The following is a 17,798-nucleotide window of genomic DNA, read 5'->3' on the forward strand; positions in this document are numbered from 1 at the left end:
CGCGGTGACGCCGATCTACAACCAGTCGTTCTCGGGCCTGTTCAAGTCGCTGTTCGACGTCATCGAGCCGGGCACCCTCGCCGGGGTGCCGGTGGCGCTCGGCGCGACCGGCGGCACGGCGCGGCACTCGCTGGCGGTCGACTACGCGGTGCGGCCGATGTTCGCCTACCTCAAGGCCGACGTCGTGCCCACCACCGTGTTCGCGGCCGCCGAGGACTTCGGCGCCGTGTCCACCGCGGGCGACGAGAACTCGCTACGGACGCGCGCCGTCCGGGTGGGGACCGAACTGGGCGACTACATGCTGCGGTTCGCGGGGGTCACCGCCGGCGCGGTCGAGCCGACGCGCGCGGATGACAAGCGGGGACGACGGGGCGACGACGACGAGTTCAGCGACTTCGTCCCGATGGGCGATCTCCTGGGACGCTGAACCGGCAGCGGCACCGGGCACCCGGCCGGCCCGCCTGACGCCGCGGGACGTCAGCGCGGGTCGCCCACCTCGTCGCTACCGGGGGCACCGATCACTCCCGAGCGGTCGGTGCCCTCGTCGGCGAGCTGGTCCGGCGCCGGGTTCTCGACGTCGAAGCTCTCCGGCAGGTTCTTGATGTGCTTGTTCATGTTGCGCACCAGCAGGACCGTGGCGATGAGCAGCAGCAGCACGAGGGGGATGCCGAGCGGCGAGGCCTTGCCGAACTCGGGGCCGACCGGGTTGTCGTTGTACCCGGGGGTGCCGGGCGACTGGTTCTGAGCGAAGATCATCGCCGACTCGTACGCCAGGATCTGGACGTCCGGTCCCAGGGTGATCATCTCGGGTCCTCACTCGTGCTCGGTCCGACAGGGAGCTCGACCGACGGGTCGACTCCCGCGAAGAGGTCTGTCTCGTATTCTCCCTCACCGAGCTGAGGAAAGCCCACCCGACTGGCTGCCAGTTCGAACTCCTCGGTCGGCCACACCCGCTGCTGCATCTCCACCGGCGCGGCGAAGAACCAGCCGTTGGGGTCGATCTGGGTGGCGTGCGCCAGGAGGGCCGAGTTGCGCTGCTCGAAGTAGTCCGCGCACTCCACCCGGGTGGTCACCCGCTCCATCACGTCCGGACGGTCCTTCCAGCGGGACAGGAACTCGTCGAAGTGGCGGACGCCGTCGCGGGCGTAGAGCTCCTCGTCGAGCAGCTCGAGGCGGCGCCTGGGGAAGCCGTGCGTGTAGTAGACCTTCGCGATGGCCCACGGCTCGCCCGCGTCCGGATACCGGGTGGGGTCCGCGGCGGCCTCGTAGGCGGCCATCGACGCCGAGTGCACCTTCAGATGATCCGGGTGGGGATAACCACCGTTCTCGTCGTAGGTGATCATCACGTGTGGCCGGAACTCACGGATCCTGCGGACCAGGGCCTCGGTGACCTCGTCGTCGTCGGCCAGGGCGAAGCACCCCTCCGGCAGGGGCGGCAACGGATCCCCCTCGGGCAGCCCCGAGTCCACGTAGCCCAGCCAGTGGTGGTCGACGCCCAGGATGTCGGCGGCGCGCGCCATCTCGCGCACGCGCACCGCTGGGAGATCCGCGACGATGTCCGGGCGATCCATCGCGGGGTTGAGGATGTCGCCCCGCTCTCCCCCGGTGCACGTCTCGACCAGCACGTGGACACCCTCCGCGACGTATTTGGCCATGGTCGCCGACCCCTTGGACGACTCGTCGTCGGGGTGGGCGTGGACCGCCATCAGCCGCAGACCGGCCATCGGGTGCACCTGCCGTTCTTCTCGAGTAGGTGGAGGACCGCACCATTCTATGGGCGTCGTCGCGCGGCGTGCCCCCGGCCCGTGCCCCGGTGGACCCCCGACCGTCGTCGCCGACGCGCCCGGATACCCTGGCCCCCATGAGTGAGCCGAGGTCGGACGCCCCGTCGCAGCGCCCCGTGGGGCCGCCCGCCGACCGGTACGCCGACGCCGACCGCGGCTCGGGCCTGGCCGGCAAGGTCGTCGCCGTTCTCCTCGTCCTGCTCGTGGGCGCGCTGCTGGTGGCCGGCGTGGTGACGATGTACCGCCTCAACCAGACGCCCGACATCTCGGGCGAGGCGACCGGCGTGGAGGTCGTGGACTCCGGCCGGGTCGACCTCACGTTCACCGTCACCCGCGAGGAACCGGGCACCCCCGCCTACTGCATCATCCGGGCTCAGGAGGAGTCCAAGGGCGAGCTGGGCCGGCGTGAGGTCTACGTTCCTCCGTCCGAGAACGGCACCGTCGAGATCACCGCGTCGGTGTTCACCACCGACCGTGCGTTCATCGCCGACGTCTACGGTTGCGGCGAGGACGTCCCGGACTACCTGCGCAGGTAGAGCGCCCGGGAGCCCGACCGACCGCCGCCCTCGCGCGGCGGCGTCTGTGTTAATATTGGCGCTTCAGCACGGCTCCCGGTTTCGCGGGGCCGTGTTTTTCTTAACTCACGCACGCGAACAGATTGGAGTGCGCTCATGGCGAACGACACCCAGGTCCACTGGCTGACCCAGGACTCGTACGACCGCCTCATGGCCGAGAAGGAGGCGCTGATCGCGAACCGTCCGGTCATCGCCGCCGAGATCAACGAACGGCGCGAGGAGGGCGACCTCAAGGAGAACGCCGGCTACCACGCCGCGCGCGAGCAGCAGGGCCAGGAGGAGGCGCGGATCCGCACCATCGACGACCTGCTGGCCAACGCCCAGGTCGGCGAGACGCCCACCGAGTCCGGCGTCGCGCTCATCGGTTCCGTCGTCCGCGCGTACTACAACGGCAACGAGGACACCAAGGAGACCTTCCTCATCGGCACCCGCGGCGAGGGCTCCGGCAAGGACGACCTCGAGATCTACTCGCCCGACTCGCCGCTCGGCAAGGCCGTGCTGGGCGCCAAGAACGGTGAGACCCGCGAGTACACCGCCCCCAACGGCAAGAAGGTCTCCGTCACCGTCGTGACCGCGGAGCCGTACCAGAGCTGACCTGCTCCGTGGAGATCCCGGTGGTAGGTTCTTCACGAATGTCGGGTCGCCCAGACGCGCCCGACTCAGCGCCGGCGTAGCAGGAGTTCCAACGTGTCAGACGGTTCCCAGGACAGGCCCCACGGCCCTGCCCCGACGATCGAGGCGGCCGCAGCGAGGGTCCTGGGTCCGGCACTCCGGACCGGCCAGTCACCCTTCGAGGACGATCTCTACACCTGGACCCCCGAGGTCGCGGAGGAGCTCGCCCGCCGCCTGGACGCCGATCCCGAGGACGGCGCCGCCGGCGGCGGGGCGGGCCCGACCGGGGCTGCGGCGCCCGGGTCGACCCGCTCCCCGGTCATGCAGGCGCTGCACGACCAGCTCGAGGGCGCCCCGCGGCCGGTGGTGCTGCTGGCCGCCGAGCTGCTGTACATCCAGCAACTTCCGCTGAGCACCGTCACCGCGCGCCTCAAGCGGGGCCGCGTCCGCGACGTGCTGTCCTGGATGGACGAGGCGCCGGAGATCCCCGCCGACCTCGACGAGGTCCTCACGGAGAAGGGCCCGCTGACCGGCGGCCTGGGCTTCAACGTGCAGATGCGGGAGCACCTGCGCTGGCTGTGCTCGTTCATCGTCCACTGGGCCGAGCTCGACGCGTCCGTCCGCGACGCGGCCCTGTCCGACCCGTGGGAGTTCCAGCGGGCCGCGCGCTCGACGCCCGGCGACTGGCGGGCCATCCGCTACAGCCTCCAGTACCTGGTGTGGCCCGGCTACTTCCAGCCGATCGTCAAGCACGAGCACAAGACGCGGATCCGCGACGCGTTCGCCGACCTCATCGGCGGGCCGTCCGGTATCGACGAGCTCGACATCGACCAGGACCTCCACCGGATCTCGGAGGTGCTGTCCGCGCAGCTCGGTCAGCCCGTGGACTGGTACCGCGGCTCCGTGGCCAACCAGTGGCAGCGGCACCGCGACGACCACTCCCGCCGCGCGTGGCTCGTGCGACCCGGCAGGGGCGGCGTCGGCCAGTCCGGGCAGTGGGTCGCGCAGAACCGCATCGCGCTGCCCGCCTCCCACCTGCCGCGTATCCCCGCCCACGCCAGCCGGCTAGAGGTCTCCCAGGCCGTCGAGCAGGGCTACCCGCACCTTGACTACCAGGCGCGCTTCCAGCTCACCGCCGAGCTGCACACGTTCCTGTCCCGGATGAGCCCGCAGGACGTGGTGGCCACCGTCGCCGACGCCAAGCTGCACCTGGGCACCCTCACCGACGACCTCGGGTACGTCGAGGACGGCGGGCAGCAGCTCGAGCGGTCGGTGCTGTGGAGCGCCGTCACCCTCGATCTCGAGTCCCTGCCGAGCCCCCTGTCCGAGCTGATCGGCGAGCCCGGCACGGTCGTCGACCTCACCGACGGGCTCGACGCGCTGCTCTCGGCCATGCACCCGGGGCGCCACTCCACCGAGTCGCAGGTCGCGGAGGCCCCCGCCGCGGGCGCGGTGCCCACGCTGCCCGAGGTCACCGACGAGCTCGCCGACGGCCTGCACATGCCGCGCAAAGAACTGCAGGAGATCGTCGACACGCTGCAGCAGCGTCAGCAGATCGTGTTCTACGGCCCGCCCGGTACCGGCAAGACGTATCTCGCCCAGGAGCTCGCGCGCTTCCTCGCCGGTCCCGACGACCCGAGCCGCGTCCAGCTGGTGCAGTTCCACCCGAGCTACGCCTACGAGGACTTCTTCGAGGGCTACCGCCCCACCCTCACCGAATCCGGTCAGCCGGGCTTCGCGCTGCAGGCCGGCCCGCTGCGTCGGCAGGCCGCGCGCGCGACGTCGGAGTCGGGCCGGGAGCACCCGAGCTTCCTCATCATCGACGAGATGAACCGCGCCGACCTCGCTCGCGTGTTCGGCGAGATGTACTTCCTGCTCGAGTACCGCGACCGCACGGTCCTGCCCCAGTACTCCCCCGACACGTCGTTCCGGCTGCCGCGCAACCTGTTCATCATCGGCACCATGAACACCGCGGACCGCTCGATCGCCATGGTCGACGCGGCCATCCGCCGCCGCTTCGCGTTCATGGAACTGCACCCCGACACCCCGCCGGTCGCCGGTGTGCTGCGCCGTCACCTAGAGGCACGCGGCGCGTCGACCGAGCCGGCGGAGCTGCTCGAGGCGCTCAACTCGGAGATCGACGACTCCGACCGCGACCTGCGGATCGGGCCGTCGTACTTCATGAAGGACCAGGCCACCGAGCCCGGCGGCCTCGAGGCGATCTGGCGGTACGACCTGCTGCCGCTCCTCGAGGAGCACTACTACGGGCGGCTCACCCGCGCCGAGGTCCACGAGCGGTTCGGCCTGGCGGCGCTGCGCCGCAAGATCGGGCGGGCGTGACCGCGACCTCGACGGGTCCGGGGGCGTCCGAGCTGATGTCCCTGGAGTTCGACGAGTTCGACCGTCGGGGCAGGCTCGTCACCCTGAGCTGGGAGGGCGCGCAGCACCTGTCGCAGACCGGGCTGGTGGAGGTCCTGCCCGCAGGCCGCGACACGTGGCGGCTCATCCCCAGCGGTGCCGTGGGGTCGGTGCGGGTCGAGGGCCTGTCCGTGCGGGTCCTGCCGGCCGCGAGCCTCGGGCTGACGCAGCTGTTCTTCCTGCTGGATCACGCGGCCGACGACGCGTTCCTGGCCTCGGCCGTCCAGGCGCGGGACGACGACGAGCTGTGGTCCTCCGTCGCCGAGTCGATGGCGCGGCTGGCGCACCAGGCGTTGGCCGCCGGGCTGCTGCGGGGGTACCGCAGGGTCGACGAGGCGCTGACCACCGTGCGCGGCAGGATCCGGCTCGGCGACCAGATCCGCCGCCACCCGGGCATGACCATCCCGCTCGAGGTCACATACTCCGAGTTCACGCCGGACATCGCCGAGAACCGCATCCTGCGCACGGCCGCACACCGCCTGCAGTTCCTGCCCGAGCTGCCCGACGCGACCCGCCGCCGGCTCGCCATGGTCGACGCCAGGTTGTCCGACGCCTCGCTCATCGGCCAGGGGGCGCCGGTGCCCGCGTGGACGCCGAGCCGGCTCAACGCCCGGTTCCAGGACGCGCTGTCGCTCGCGGACCGCATCGTGCGGCGCATCTCGGTGGAGGTCGAGGACGGCCACGCGGCGTCGGCCGCGTTCGTCACCGAGATGCCGGAGCTGTTCGAACGGTACGTGGAGGCCGAGCTGACCGCCGCCCTCGACGGGCGGGGCGGGCGGCTATTGCACAACCCCGTCGTCAATCTGGACTCCGGTACCGAGGCCGACGGTGACACCCCGTCCGGCCGTCACCGCGCCGCCGCGGGGGACGGTGACCACATCTCGGTGCGGACCGGGTTGGTGTACGAGGTCGACGGCGAGCCGGTCGCCACGTTCGTACCGACCTATCCCACGGACCGCCGGACCCGCGCGGCCGAGCACTACCGGCTGTTGGCCGCCTGCACGGCGCTCGGCGTCGATCGCGCGTACCTGGTGTACCCCGCCCAGCGGCGTGACGATTTTCCCCAGCCGCGGCGGATCGTGCACACGGACATCTCGATCGTCGAGTACCCCGTCGACCTCTCCGGCGGCCCCGCCGACAGCCGTCGGGCTATCGTCGAGTTGGCCGAGCACGCGCGCACCCTCGCATGTGCACCCGCCGCCCGCCACCGCACGGAAGGGAGACGACACGCCAGATGAACGACGCCGATGATCCCGCCCGCCGACTCATGGTGAGTCTCGCGCTGGCCGCGGTGGGGACGGTCGGCGCGTATCGCGGCGCGTACGAGGTGCTCGCACAGCAGGCCAGGATCGCCCGCCGGGTGATCCCGAAGCCCACCTCCCGCCCCTACGACGGCGACGGGCTGTACCGCCCCGGGGCGGCGTCTCCAGATCCGTGGCGGCCGGGCATGACGTGCGACGTCCACATGATGATCTTCGGCGACTCGCTGGCCGCCGGGCTGGGCGCCGACTCTCCCGACGAACTACCGGGTGTCCTGCTGGCCCGCGGTCTCGCCGAGGAGGCCGGTTGGGACGTCCGGTTGAGCATCAAGGCGATCGTCGGCGCCACCTCCAAGGGGCTGGCGGGGCAGGTCGAAGCGATGCAGGTCGCGCACGGTCGGCCGGACATCTCCGTGATCCTCATCGGCGGCAACGACATCACCTCGCGCAACGCGATCGGCCCGTCGGCCCGCCGCGTCGGGGAAGCCGTGCAGGCTCTGCGTGACGGCGGTTCCCACGTCGTGGTGGGCACGTGTCCGGACCTGGGCATCATCAAGCCGGTGCCGCAGCCGCTGCGGTCGGTCATGGCCACGCTCAGCCGGCGACTGGCCGCCGCGCAGGCCGTGCAGGTCCGCCGGGCCGGGGGCGTCCCGGTGTCGCTGGCCGAGACCCTGGCCCCCGAGTTCCACCGTCGCGGCGAGAGTCTGTTCTCCCCCGACCGCTTCCACCCCAACTCGGCCGGCTACGAGCTCGCCGCCGGCCTGCTGCTGCCCGCGGTCTGTGTGGCGCTGGGCGTGTGGGACGAGGTGCCCGAGGAGCATCTGCCGCACGATGCCGCCGAGGCCGCCGCGTCACTCGAGGCCGCGGACGTCGCCGCCGAGGCCGCCGAACCGGCCGACGCCTCCGGCCCTGCCGAACACCGTGAGTCCGTGGTCGCCCGCCTCACCAAACGCCTCACCGACTTCGTCCGCACCCACGAGGACACGGGCGACGAGGGCGAAAACGCGTTCCTGCATAATGAGGACGTGGACGCCGATCCGGAGAGCACGGGGGATGCCCGCGAGGCCGCGGACACCCTCCGGCGACGGAGCCGGATCCTCCGGTTGGCACGCCTCACCCGGGACGACCCCCACCCGGGCGAACCGACCGACCAGACCTGACCCTCACCTGCCACACACGAAGCAGCCACCAGACACGAAGGAGCCTTCCATGCCGGAAGCCGTGATCGTCTCTTACGCCCGTTCCCCCATCGGGCGCGCCAACAAGGGGTCCCTGGTGGGCATCCGCTCGGACGACCTCACCGCCCAGATGGTCAAGGCGGCACTGGCCAAGGTGCCCGAGCTCGACCCCGCCCAGGTCGACGACCTCATGCTGGGCTGCGGACTGCCCGGCGGCCAGCAGGGCTTCAACATGGCCCGCGTCGTCTCCGTGCTCGCCGGCATGGACACCGTCCCCGGCACCACGGTGAACCGCTACTGCTCGTCGTCGCTGCAGACCACCCGCATGGCGCTGCACGCGATCAAGGCCGGCGAGGGCGACGTGTTCATCTCCGCCGGTGTGGAGACCGTCTCCAACTTCCAGTACGGCACCTCGGACCACATCCCGAACACCCACAACCCGATCTTCGCCGACGCCGAGGCCCGCACCGCCCAGCGCGCCGAGGGTGGCGCCGACGTGTGGACCGACCCGCGTGACCAGGGCGTCCTGCCGGACGTGTACATCCCGATGGGCCAGACCGCCGAGAACGTCGCCCAGATCACCGGCATCACCCGCGAGGAGCAGGACCACTGGGGTGTGCGGTCGCAGAACCGCGCGGTCGCGGCCGTCGAGCGTGGCCACTTCGCCAACGAGATCACCCCTGTGACCATGCCCGACGGCACCGTCGTCACCGCTGACGACGGCCCGCGCCCCGGCACCACCTACGAGAAGATCTCGCAGCTCAAGCCGGTCTTCCGTCCCGACGGCACCGTCGCGGCCGGCAACTGCTGCCCGCTCAACGACGGCGCCGCCGCCCTGGTGATCATGTCCGACACCAAGGCCAAGGAGCTCGGTCTCACCCCGCTCGCGCGCGTCGTCTCCACCGGCGTGTCCGGCCTGTCGCCGGAAATCATGGGCCTCGGGCCGATCCAGGCCGTCAAGAACGCCCTGCGCATCGCCGGCAAGTCGATCTCCGACATCGACCTGTTCGAGATCAACGAGGCGTTCGCCGTCCAGGTGCTCGGCTCCGCCCGCGAGCTGGGCATCGACGAGGACAAGCTCAACGTCAACGGCGGCGCCATCGCGCTCGGCCACCCGTTCGGCATGACCGGCGCCCGCATCACCGCGTCGCTCATCAACAACCTGCAGGCCGAGGACAAGCAGTTCGGCGTCGAGACCATGTGTGTCGGCGGCGGCCAGGGCATGGCGATGGTGCTCGAGCGCCTGAGCTGATCCCCCGCGGGCGGTACGCCCGAGCCCCGCACCTGTTCTGAGCAGGTGCGGGGCTCGTCGTCTGTCCGGTCGCGCGGATGTGGGCCGTGCCGTCTCAGATACCGGCCTGGTCCAGCAGGCCGCTGCCCACGGCGAACGGGATGAGGGCGATCCCCACCGACGCGTTGTCGTACACGACCTGCTCGAAGTCGCTCCCGACAGCCGAGCTCGCGGCGGCCAGGCCGGTGACGGCGGCGTCGAACAGGTCGGCCAGGAAGCCGCCGAGGGGGCCGGTCGGACGCGTGGGCATCATGGTGAGTTCCTCTCGTCGCGGGATGTGACGGGGCGCTACTTTACTCCGCGAGCGGCCACGACGGGGTCGCTTCCGCCGGTCGCCGGTCGAGCGCGTCCGGCCAGGGGGCTTCTGGCAGTTGTGCTTCCGATTCGTCGGCACCCCGCCCGGTTGCGCTTCCGTTCGACGACATAACGGATGCACAACCCCGGCGCCAGGCGACGAAAGGGGTGCACAACCACCGCGGGACGGCCTCCCCGACCCCAGAATCGCCGCGGCCCCGGCCTCCCTGGGGCAGGGTGCCGGGGCCGCGGACGCGCTGCGCGCGGGGTGCGTGCCGACCGGGTTGTCAGTCGCGGAAGTAGCTCATGAGGCGCAGGATCTCGATGTACAGCCAGACCAGCGTCACGACCAGGCCCAGGGCCACGCCCCACGCCATCGTGGCCGGGGCGCCTGCACGGACGAGGCGATCGGCGTTGTCGAAGTCCAGCAGGAAGCTGAACGCGGCGAGGCCGATGCACAGGAGGCAGAAGCCGATGGCGAGCGGGCCGCCGTCGTACAGCGGGTTGCTGCCGCCGGTGAAGAAGCTCAGGACGATGCTGCCCAGCGCGGCGAACAGGACACCGACGATGCCGGCGGTGATGAAGCGCGTGAACTTGGGGGTCACGCGGATGGCGCCGGTCTTGTAGACGAACAGCATGCCCACGAAGACACCGATGGTGCCGAGGATGGCGCTACCGACCGCGCCCAGGACGCCGCCGGCGTCGAGGCCCGCGGTGAAGAGGAACGTGGCGGCGCCGACGAACAGGCCCTCGAGCGCCGAGTACGTCAGGGTGATGGGCGCGGAGTCCATCTTCCTACCGAAGGTGGCGATGAGCACCACGACGAAGCCGCCGAGGCCGCCGACGAGCAGCAGCGGGAGGGTCAGTCCCGGGTTGAGGGAGGCGAAGTAGAAGGCGACGAGGCCGACGACGCTGAGCAAGCCCAGGCTGACGGCGGTCTTGGTGACGATGTCGTCGATCGTCATGGGGCGCATGTCGGCTCGGGCCTGCGGCGCACCGAAGCCCTGCTCGTAGCCCGGCTGGCCGAAGCCCGGCTGGCCGTACTGGCCCTGCTGGAACGCGGCGCGGTTGGCGCCGCCGAACTGGGTGGCTCCGCGCGCACTGGATTCGGACAGTGAGCTGAAGACCGGGTTGCTGCTGCTGCGCATCGAGGTCCCTTCGAGTTTGTCGGGGAAGGTCGGTATCGAGAGTCCCCGCCGGGTCACCGACGAATCACTCGTACATGTGGAACGCGCCGGAGTTGACGGATGTTCCCGATGGTCAATGATTTCTCAGGAAACGTGCCGCCTCCGGCCCTCAGTGCGCCCCGGCCCCTCACTCCGCCATGTGCAGGTAGTCGCGGAAACCGGAGGGGTCGTGGCGGCCCATGGAGGCGTGCTCGAACATGCCCCAGCCCTCGTCGCTGCCGAGCCGGGCGCGGGCGATGTGGTCGAGCACGCCGTAGGGGAACATCGAGACGTGCTCGGGTGCGGTGAGGTCGTACTCCACCGACTCCGACCAGCCGCGGCCCTTCCACTGCCCGTGCGTCCAGCGGGTGTCGCCCACGTAGCCGCAGCCCTGGGCCAGGGGCACGAAGCCCAGGGTCTCCACCTCGAGCAGCAGCGGCTCCCCCGCCGCGATCGTCCGTCCCGGGATGCCGTCGATCATCCTGTCCGATCCGCAGGCGCCGCTGCCGGTCCGCGAGGGGCTGACGTACACCGTGGAGGCCGGCGACTACACAGCCACCTTCGAGACCGTCGAGCCTCTACGGACGTATCGCGTCGTCGTCGACGGCACCGCGCACACCTACCCGGACCCCGGCGCGATCCTGCGCGGCGAGCCCGGCACGCCCACCCGGGTGCGCGCCGAGCTGACGTGGGTCACCGACGGCATCGACTACCAGTGGACCGTGACCACCCGCTACGAGATGCCGTGCCGCGTCACCGGCACCGTGACGATCGACGGCGAGGAGGTCCCCTTTGCCGGCGACGGTCAGCGCGACCATTCGTGGGCCAACCGCGACTGGTGGGGGCTGCCGTGGATGTGGAACGCCTTCCGGCTCGATGACGGCGAGGGGTTCACCGCCGGGACCAAGGTCCATTCGGTGGTGACGCGCGACATGCCCTTCGCCTTTGGCTACGTCCAGAAGGGCGATGCGATCACCGAGCTCGGCGAGGGGTCGAGCATCGAGGAGTACGACGGCGACGGCCGCCTGACCCGCGCCGAGTTCACGCTCGCGGACGTGGACCTGAGCTTCACCGTGGAGCCGCTGGCCTACGGCAACATCCTGCTGGTCTCCGAGGAGGGCAGGGTCGCCCACTTCGTGCGCGCCATGGCGGACTTCGCCGCCTCCGACGGGCGCCGCGGGCGCGGCTGGATCGAGTGGGAGTTCGTGCTGGACTGACTGGAGCCAGCGGTGTCCGACCGTCGTGGAATGATGCGGGACATGAGCACTGAGCGCACCGGAGAAATACTCTTCTACCAGCGAGAAGACGGCCTGCCCGCCGTCGAGGTGACGTTCGAGGCGGACACCGTCTGGCTCAGTCAGCAGCAGATTGCCGAGCTGTTCCAGAGTTCGCGGACGAACATCGTGGAGCACATCCAGCATGTCTACGACGAGGGCGAGCTCATCGAAGAAGCAACCTGTCGGAAATTCCGACAGGTTCGACTCGAGGGCCCGAGGCGGGTCGCTCGTGACGTGTCTCATTACAATCTCGACGTCATCATCTCCGTCGGATACCGGGTCAAGAGCCGCACGGCCACTCGGTTCCGGATGTGGGCGACTGCACGTCTGCGAGAGCATCTTGTCCAGGGATACACGCTGAACTCCCGGAGGTTGGAGCAACTTGGTTCCGTCGTGCAGATCCTGGCCCGTTCCGATGACGCGCTGGTCGCGGGTGTCGCTGACGTTCTCGCCGCTTATCTTCCTGGGCTCACGCTTCTGCGGGACTACGACGAGGGCTGCCTCGACCCGGCACCGAGTGCCGTGCCGGAATGGACGCTCACGCTGGACGAGGCTCGTCGGGTCATAGACCGGGTCGCGCTCCAATTCCCTGAGGACCGGCTCCTGGGCAACGAGCGTGGCGACGCACTGGACGGCATCCTCGCCGCCCTCTATCAGAGCTTCGCTGGGCAGGACCTGTACCCCACGGTCGAGGACAAAGCCGCCCATCTCCTGTACCTCGTGGTCAAGGACCACCCGCTCTCCGACGGGAACAAGCGAAGTGCGGCAGCGCTGTTCGTCACCTTCCTGGAACGCAACGGGATCCTCGACCGCGCCCGGGGCAGTCCGGCGATCTCGAACAACGCGCTCGCGGCGATCACACTTCTGGTCGCCATGAGCGACCCGCGCGAGAAGGACCTCATGACGGCTCTGATCGTCAGGATGATCACCGAGGGTGGAAACCACGCGACCCAGTCCCGCTAAGGGCCGTGTCGCGAGCCTGGAAGTCGGCCGAGCACCCACGCCCAGTCGATCCGCTCCTGCTCGAGCCGGATCCTCTCGCCGTGGCGGTCGGTCACCAGGTCGTCGTAGACCGCGGCCTCGGCGGGCGTCAGTAGTCCGAGCGCGACGTGCGTCGGCGCGGACTCGCTGCCCCACCGGTCGCGGTGCGCGAGAAGGGTCTTTTCGTCCATGAGGAAGGACGAGACCCGGGGCAGGTGGGCGCGGAGCCGGTGCAGGATCGCGAAGCCGTGCGTGTCCAGGTCGCCCCAGTAATGCACCTCGGCCCCGGCAAGCGCGGGCCAGCGGCCGAGGCGGGCCACGTCGAAACCGGCGCCCCGGATCACCACACCGTCGCCGGGCACGGGCACGGTGAGGTAGGTGACCTCGTTCTCCACGATCACCGCCGTGCGGATCGGCAGGTCGAGCCCGGGCAGCTCCTCGCACCGCAGGGACAGCTCGGTCGCCGGCAGGTCGAGCAGCCCTGGGGCGACGCGCAGTCGGAGGTACTCCGGCTTGACCGCCAGGCCGAGGTCGCGGAGGAACCCGGCGGCTGTGCCGGACACCCCGAGCAGCGCGGCCAGCACGCCGCGGCGGTTCTCCACGAACTTCGTGTCCACGCCGGGCGCGTCGATCTGCCGGAGGTACCTGCCGCTGTCGCGGGCTGCGCTGAGCCAGTGATAGGCGGCGAGGATCTGCGGCCACTCCGGCGCGTAACGGAGCGCGGTGAGCGGCTTGGCCAGCAGCCAGGCGCGGACCGCGGGGTTGCTCTCCTCGTCCGCGGCGGCGAGCATGCCCTCGTAGGCCGCCACGTCGTCTCGGACTCCGAGGAGCGCCCAGGCCTGCGCAAAATCGCCGATCACGGCCCGGGCGGGAAGGCGGTTGCGCCCGACAGCTCGCCCACCGACCTCGGTGTGGACGAGCCCGTAGCGGGTGCCGGCGCGGCTGCCGACTTCGAGAGAGGTCATCCACTCCTCGACCTCGCCGAGCCGGTCCCCGATTTCACCTGCCCGCGGCCCGTTCAGGGGGAGGTCGACGACGGGGAAGGCCTCGCCCCGCGCGTGGGCCCGCAGGAGCGACCCGTCCTTCCAGCGCCGCTCGACGGCGGCGCAGATGTCGGCGGGCGTGCGCCAGCGGCGCGGGGCGGTGGGCATCATGACCGGCCGCTCTGCTCGAGGTAGTCCTCGGTGGTCATGGTGACCACCTGCGAATAGCGCCCCTCGATGTTGTTGACGAACCCGATCGCCTGCACGTACGGGGCGATCACGTGCACCTTCTGCAAGGGGGTCACGATGAGCAGCTGGAGGCCCAGCTTGGCGAACAGGTCCAGGGCGTAGCGGGTGGAGGCGTCGGAGCCGCGGCCGAAGGCCTCGTCGATCACGGCGAAGCGGAAGTCGCCGGCCTTGTCGACGCCCCAGTCGAGCCCGAACTGGTACGCCAGCGAGGCCGCGAGGATCGTGTACGCCAGCTTCTCCTTCTGGCCGCTGGACTTGCCGTCCGAGTCGCGGTAGAACTCCCACACCTCGTCGGTGTCGCGGTCGCGTTCGGTGGCGGAGAAGGTGAACCAGCTGCGGACATCGGTGACGCGGGCCCGCCAGGTGCGGTCGGTCTCGGTGTGGCCCTCGCGGCCTCGGAGCCTCTCGAGGATGCGTCGCACCTCCTCGTAGCGCGCCTCGGAGTACTGCTCGTCCTCCCCCAGGACGTGGTCGGTCACGGCGCGGAGGTCGGCGCGGAAGTCACGGACGTCCTGGTTGACCGTGTTCTCGGGGTCGAGTCGCACATACCGGCCGGGGTTGAAGTCGATCGCGCCGAGCGCCTCGTTGATCCGGTCCAGCTTCTCCCGGATCTCGGCGGCCTGGTGTTGCAGCCAGCTGTTGAACGCGCCCAGTTCGCGGATCGCGTTGGTACGCAGCTGCCGGGCGAACTCGCCCTCGAAGCGCGGGAGGTCGTCGCCCGCCACCTGTTCGTGGAAGCGCACGTACTCACCGCGGGCCTCCACCGACTCGTCCATCTCGGTGGTCTGCTCGGGCCACCGGCGGCGGACCTCCCCCATCCGCTGGAGCAGGCCGGTGGTATGCCCGTTGATCTCGCGTTGCGTGGACTCGGTCTCCCTTGCCACGGCGTCGCGGATCCGGGACTCGGCGTCGGTCGCGTCGTCGGCAGTCGCGGGGACCGAGCCCAGCCGGACCTCGATCCGCGGGAACACCGCACGCGCGGCGTCGAGCGCCCCGGCCTGGGCCGCCTCGAGCTCGGCCAGCACGCGGCCGTCGCGCTGGATCTGCGTGGCTTCGTGCGCCTCGCGGGTCTTCAGACGACTCACGGCGCCCACCTGCTCACGCTCCCGGTCGGTGAGTTCGCCCAGGCGCCGGCCCACCTCCTCCATGCGCCGCTCGATCTCCGCCAGCTCGTCGCTGCCGTCGAGTAATCGTGCGCGCTCGGCCTCCGCCGCCTCGGCCCGCTGTAGCGCCTGGGCCCAGTCCAGGTCCCGCCACGAGTCGTAGGCAGCCAGCGTCGCCAGAGCCTGCAGTCGGCCGGTCACCACCCGCTGCACGTCGGCGAGCTCGTCCACGACCTCGGCGAGTTCGGCCACCAGTTCCGTGAGCTCCTCCCGCCGCGCGGTGAGCGCCTCGATCTTGCGCGCATTACGCCAGCCCATCACCCAGCCGCGGGGGTCGTCCACGCGCCGCCGGTCGTCCTTGACGTGGTGCTCCCGCGAGCGCACCTGCCCTCCCTGGTCACGGCGCGGTCGGCTGCCCGGAACTCCTCGATCGACTCGGCGCACCGGTGGTCCGCACGCCTGTAGAGCTCGGTGCGAAGGTAGTCGCGCCAGGGTGTCTCGGCGATCTCGATGGTGTCCGCCAGCAGCAGTCCGGCTGCGTCGGGTAGCTGGAGCGCCACGTGCCGCTCGGGGACGCGCAGGTAGTCCAGCCGCACGCCGAACCTGGAGCCGTCGCCGCGCCGCGCCGTGAGGTGCCGACCATTGACCCAGCCGGCCACATCCGCGTATCGACCCTGTGGCACCAGCAGCGAGAGTGCGAATCCTCGCAGCACCCGCTCGGCCGCGCCGCGCCAGACCGCGTTCTCCTCCGCCACGTCGAGCAGCTCGCCGGCGAACGGCAACTCGTCCTCGTTCATCCCGAGGTCTGCGCACAGCTCGGCCCGCACCTGCAGCTGCTCCCGAGGCAGGTTGCTGCGCCGCGACGCCAGCTCCTCGAGCTCTTCGGCGATCTCCCTGCGCTCGGTGTTCCGCCGCCCGTGGTCCAGTACGGCGGCACGATGCCGTTCCTGGATCTCCGCGGCCTCCGCCTCCAGCTCCGCGCGCCGCCGCTCCACCTCGGTGGCCAGGGAGGCGAAGCCGCCGGCGTCGGACACCTCGCCCAGGCCGGCGTTGGTCACCGTCGCGTCGAACCCCTGACGACGGCGACGTCGGTCCTCGGCCGCAGCGCGCGCCTCCCGGGCTTCGCGCTCCAGTTCTCCGATGCGGTCCCCGCCGGCCCGGGCCTTGGCCTCGATCAGCTCGTCCCGTTCCACGGTCAGTGCGACCTGCTCGCCGCGGATCCGCTCCAGGTCCGCCGTGGCACCGGCGATCTCCGCCCGGAGTCGCTCCCGTTCCGCGGTGCGCAGTGCGATGCGCAGGTCGGCGAAGAACGGGCGCACGGCCACGGATTCCTCCTGCAGCGAGGTCCGCGCCGCCACCGCCGCGTCGTACTTCTGCGCCGACTCCACCAGCGGGCCCAGCAGGTCGAGCTGCGCGCGGGCACGCTGCACGGCCTCGTGGGCCTTGGTCAGGTCCTCGAAGTGGGCGAGGATCTTGTCCACCTTCTCGTCTGCGTCGGCCGGCTCGAGCATGTGGACGCGGACGAAGTCGTTGAGGTCCCCGACCGCCTTCATGGAGATGGTCTGGTGGAACAGCTCGATGGCCTGTTCGGATCGGATGCCCAGCAGCCGCCGCATGGTGCGCCCGTAGGCCGGGAAGTCCTTCTCCACGCTCGCCCCGCCGGCGCGCAGACGCTTGACCAGGTCGCCGAGGTCGGAGCCGAAGTCCGAGAAGTCCGCGCTGATCGACAGCGCCCGCTGTGCCGTGACGAACCGCCGCCAGGGCTGACACTGCGGCCCGGCTGACTCGGGCCAGCGGTCCGGACAATTCCGACGCCGCCGTCGGTGCGGACCTGGTGACCACAGATCCCACCACTACAGACGTCGAACACATTGAAGTGCTCGGAGACTCGGCGTACGCCACCGGAGACATGCTGGCCACCCTCGCCGGAAAGCAGTGGCTGCCCCTGGTCAAACCCTGGCCGACCAGGCCCGCTGTGGAGGGCGGGTTTGGTCTGGATGACTTCACCTTCGATGCCGCGGCAAACACGTTGACCTGCCCGGCTGATGTCACGCGGACAGTGTCGCCGCAGGGCCGGGCGAAGTTCGGTGCGGCCTGCCGGCAGTGTCCGCTGCGCCAGCGGTGCACCACCTCACAATCCGGCCGCTCGGTGCTGCTGGGCGAGCACCATGTGCTGCAACGCCAGCACCGCCAGCGCGCACAGGGCGAGGACTTCCGGGCCACCTACCGGCAGCATCGCCCGATGGTGGAACGCTCCATCGCCTGGCTCACCCGAGGCGCCCGACGAGTGCCCTATCGCGGGGTGGATAAGAACAACAGCTGGCTCCACCACCGCGCCGCCGCCCTCAACCTACGTCGACTGCTAGCCATGGGCCTGACCCACCAGAACGGAGCTTGGGCCCTGGCCTGACCAGCAGTTAGGGAGCCGCCTCTCGCCGATGGCCGGTGAGACCGCGCATAATCACATCAAGTGGACCGAAGGCCCTCGGTCGTCGCACCCAGAGTGCTCACCTAAAACGCCGCTCGCCATCCCACCGGTGACGCCCGGGCCCGCCGCTCACACGACCGCCAACCCCAATAGCGCCTTGTTCAGCAGTCTCCTAGCCCAGCCCGCCCCCTGGCTAGCTC

General features: G+C 70.6%; 18 protein-coding genes. 10 read left to right on the top strand and 8 right to left on the bottom strand.

Annotation, left to right across the window (positions count from 1 at the left end; translation table 11 throughout):
* Positions 1-4 precede the first annotated feature (4 nt).
* Positions 5-427 (top strand): NAD(P)H-dependent oxidoreductase, encoded by a 423-nt coding sequence (locus tag KHA85_RS17870; protein WP_308936881.1) that lies wholly within the window; start codon positions 5-7, stop codon positions 425-427.
* Between the two features lie 50 nt (positions 428-477).
* Here KHA85_RS17870 and KHA85_RS06575 read toward each other — a convergent pair whose 3' ends face one another.
* Entirely contained in the window at positions 478-804 is a 327-nt protein-coding gene (locus KHA85_RS06575) for a hypothetical protein (protein WP_007630142.1), read from the bottom strand.
* Positions 801-1,724 carry a mycothiol conjugate amidase Mca gene (gene mca, locus KHA85_RS06580; protein ID WP_131885499.1) on the bottom strand — a complete coding sequence of 308 codons (924 nt, stop codon included), beginning with the start codon at positions 1,722-1,724 and terminating at the stop codon, positions 801-803. Before mca ends, KHA85_RS06575 begins: the two co-directional genes overlap by 4 nt.
* A 137-nt stretch (positions 1,725-1,861) precedes the next feature.
* On the opposite strand from mca, the gene KHA85_RS06585 reads away from it, so the two are divergent.
* The 6 genes from KHA85_RS06585 to KHA85_RS06610 all read left to right on the top strand — a co-directional run bounded on the left by KHA85_RS06585 (position 1,862) and on the right by KHA85_RS06610 (position 9,078).
* Positions 1,862-2,320 carry a DUF4307 domain-containing protein gene (locus tag KHA85_RS06585; RefSeq protein ID WP_131885497.1) on the top strand — a complete coding sequence of 153 codons (459 nt, stop codon included), beginning with the start codon at positions 1,862-1,864 and terminating at the stop codon, positions 2,318-2,320.
* 135 nt (positions 2,321-2,455) lie between these two features.
* Complete coding sequence (greA, locus tag KHA85_RS06590) at positions 2,456-2,953, top strand: transcription elongation factor GreA (protein WP_007630145.1); 498 nt, start codon at positions 2,456-2,458, stop codon at positions 2,951-2,953.
* A gap of 93 nt (positions 2,954-3,046) precedes the next feature.
* Positions 3,047-5,311, top strand: a complete 2,265-nt coding sequence (locus tag KHA85_RS06595; protein WP_213185206.1) for an AAA family ATPase — start codon at positions 3,047-3,049, stop codon at positions 5,309-5,311.
* Entirely contained in the window at positions 5,308-6,627 is a 1,320-nt protein-coding gene (locus tag KHA85_RS06600) for an McrC family protein (protein ID WP_308936882.1), read from the top strand. Before KHA85_RS06595 ends, KHA85_RS06600 begins: the two co-directional genes overlap by 4 nt.
* Complete coding sequence (locus tag KHA85_RS06605; protein WP_007630158.1) at positions 6,624-7,808, top strand: SGNH/GDSL hydrolase family protein; 1,185 nt, start codon at positions 6,624-6,626, stop codon at positions 7,806-7,808. Before KHA85_RS06600 ends, KHA85_RS06605 begins: the two co-directional genes overlap by 4 nt.
* A 49-nt stretch (positions 7,809-7,857) precedes the next feature.
* Positions 7,858-9,078: an acetyl-CoA C-acetyltransferase gene (locus KHA85_RS06610; RefSeq protein WP_131885493.1), complete on the top strand. Its 1,221-nt coding sequence runs from the start codon at positions 7,858-7,860 to the stop codon at positions 9,076-9,078.
* A 94-nt stretch (positions 9,079-9,172) separates the two neighbouring features.
* On the opposite strand, the gene KHA85_RS06615 is transcribed toward KHA85_RS06610, so the two are convergent.
* The 3 genes from KHA85_RS06615 to KHA85_RS06625 all read right to left on the bottom strand — a co-directional run bounded on the left by KHA85_RS06615 (position 9,173) and on the right by KHA85_RS06625 (position 11,058).
* Complete coding sequence (locus KHA85_RS06615) at positions 9,173-9,370, bottom strand: hypothetical protein (RefSeq protein ID WP_131885491.1); 198 nt, start codon at positions 9,368-9,370, stop codon at positions 9,173-9,175.
* A gap of 328 nt (positions 9,371-9,698) precedes the next feature.
* Entirely contained in the window at positions 9,699-10,559 is an 861-nt protein-coding gene (locus KHA85_RS06620; RefSeq protein WP_131885489.1) for a Bax inhibitor-1/YccA family protein, read from the bottom strand.
* Positions 10,560-10,725: 166 nt separating this feature from the next.
* Positions 10,726-11,058, bottom strand: a complete 333-nt coding sequence (locus tag KHA85_RS06625) for an Rv3169 family protein (protein WP_131885488.1) — start codon at positions 11,056-11,058, stop codon at positions 10,726-10,728.
* On the opposite strand from KHA85_RS06625, the gene KHA85_RS06630 reads away from it, so the two are divergent.
* Both KHA85_RS06630 and KHA85_RS06635 read left to right on the top strand, forming a co-directional pair.
* A complete protein-coding gene (locus KHA85_RS06630) occupies positions 11,045-11,794 on the top strand; it encodes a DUF7064 domain-containing protein (protein ID WP_131885487.1) in 750 nt (249 codons plus the stop codon). The genes KHA85_RS06625 and KHA85_RS06630 overlap by 14 nt on opposite strands.
* A 42-nt stretch (positions 11,795-11,836) precedes the next feature.
* The gene (locus tag KHA85_RS06635) at positions 11,837-12,817 is read left to right on the top strand and encodes a virulence RhuM family protein/type II toxin-antitoxin system death-on-curing family toxin (RefSeq protein WP_131885486.1); all 981 of its coding nucleotides are present in this window, start codon (positions 11,837-11,839) and stop codon (positions 12,815-12,817) included.
* Here the strand turns inward: KHA85_RS06635 and KHA85_RS06640 are convergent.
* Genes KHA85_RS06640 through KHA85_RS18455 form a run of 3 tightly spaced genes read right to left on the bottom strand, consistent with a single transcriptional unit; the run spans position 12,814 to position 16,819 of the window.
* Positions 12,814-13,989 carry a Wadjet anti-phage system protein JetD domain-containing protein gene (locus KHA85_RS06640; protein ID WP_236885292.1) on the bottom strand — a complete coding sequence of 392 codons (1,176 nt, stop codon included), beginning with the start codon at positions 13,987-13,989 and terminating at the stop codon, positions 12,814-12,816. The genes KHA85_RS06635 and KHA85_RS06640 overlap by 4 nt on opposite strands.
* A complete protein-coding gene (locus KHA85_RS18450) occupies positions 13,986-15,554 on the bottom strand; it encodes an SbcC/MukB-like Walker B domain-containing protein (protein WP_308936883.1) in 1,569 nt (522 codons plus the stop codon). Before KHA85_RS18450 ends, KHA85_RS06640 begins: the two co-directional genes overlap by 4 nt.
* Positions 15,488-16,819, bottom strand: coding sequence for a hypothetical protein (locus KHA85_RS18455; protein ID WP_236885293.1), 1,332 nt, complete (start codon positions 16,817-16,819; stop codon positions 15,488-15,490). The genes KHA85_RS18450 and KHA85_RS18455 overlap by 67 nt, the downstream gene beginning before the upstream one ends.
* A 131-nt stretch (positions 16,820-16,950) precedes the next feature.
* Here KHA85_RS18455 and KHA85_RS06650 point away from each other — a divergent pair, with 131 nt between their 5' ends.
* Positions 16,951-17,580 (top strand): transposase, encoded by a 630-nt coding sequence (locus KHA85_RS06650; protein ID WP_368858494.1) that lies wholly within the window; start codon positions 16,951-16,953, stop codon positions 17,578-17,580.
* The last annotated feature ends 218 nt before the right edge of the window (positions 17,581-17,798 follow it).

It is taken from the genome of Dietzia massiliensis (assembly GCF_018390595.1).
Classification (GTDB): domain Bacteria; phylum Actinomycetota; class Actinomycetes; order Mycobacteriales; family Mycobacteriaceae; genus Dietzia; species Dietzia massiliensis.

Coding starts and splice junctions, on each gene's coding strand:
- KHA85_RS06575 (WP_007630142.1), bottom strand. CDS start 804: ATGATCACCCTGGGACCGGACGTCCAGATCCTGGCGTACGAGTCGGCG.
- mca (WP_131885499.1), bottom strand. CDS start 1,724: ATGGCCGGTCTGCGGCTGATGGCGGTCCACGCCCACCCCGACGACGAG.
- KHA85_RS06585 (WP_131885497.1), top strand. CDS start 1,862: ATGAGTGAGCCGAGGTCGGACGCCCCGTCGCAGCGCCCCGTGGGGCCG.
- greA (WP_007630145.1), top strand. CDS start 2,456: ATGGCGAACGACACCCAGGTCCACTGGCTGACCCAGGACTCGTACGAC.
- KHA85_RS06605 (WP_007630158.1), top strand. CDS start 6,624: ATGAACGACGCCGATGATCCCGCCCGCCGACTCATGGTGAGTCTCGCG.
- KHA85_RS06610 (WP_131885493.1), top strand. CDS start 7,858: ATGCCGGAAGCCGTGATCGTCTCTTACGCCCGTTCCCCCATCGGGCGC.
- KHA85_RS06615 (WP_131885491.1), bottom strand. CDS start 9,370: ATGATGCCCACGCGTCCGACCGGCCCCCTCGGCGGCTTCCTGGCCGAC.
- KHA85_RS06620 (WP_131885489.1), bottom strand. CDS start 10,559: ATGCGCAGCAGCAGCAACCCGGTCTTCAGCTCACTGTCCGAATCCAGT.
- KHA85_RS06630 (WP_131885487.1), top strand. CDS start 11,045: ATGCCGTCGATCATCCTGTCCGATCCGCAGGCGCCGCTGCCGGTCCGC.
- KHA85_RS06625 (WP_131885488.1), bottom strand. CDS start 11,058: ATGATCGACGGCATCCCGGGACGGACGATCGCGGCGGGGGAGCCGCTG.
- KHA85_RS06635 (WP_131885486.1), top strand. CDS start 11,837: ATGAGCACTGAGCGCACCGGAGAAATACTCTTCTACCAGCGAGAAGAC.
- KHA85_RS06640 (WP_236885292.1), bottom strand. CDS start 13,989: ATGATGCCCACCGCCCCGCGCCGCTGGCGCACGCCCGCCGACATCTGC.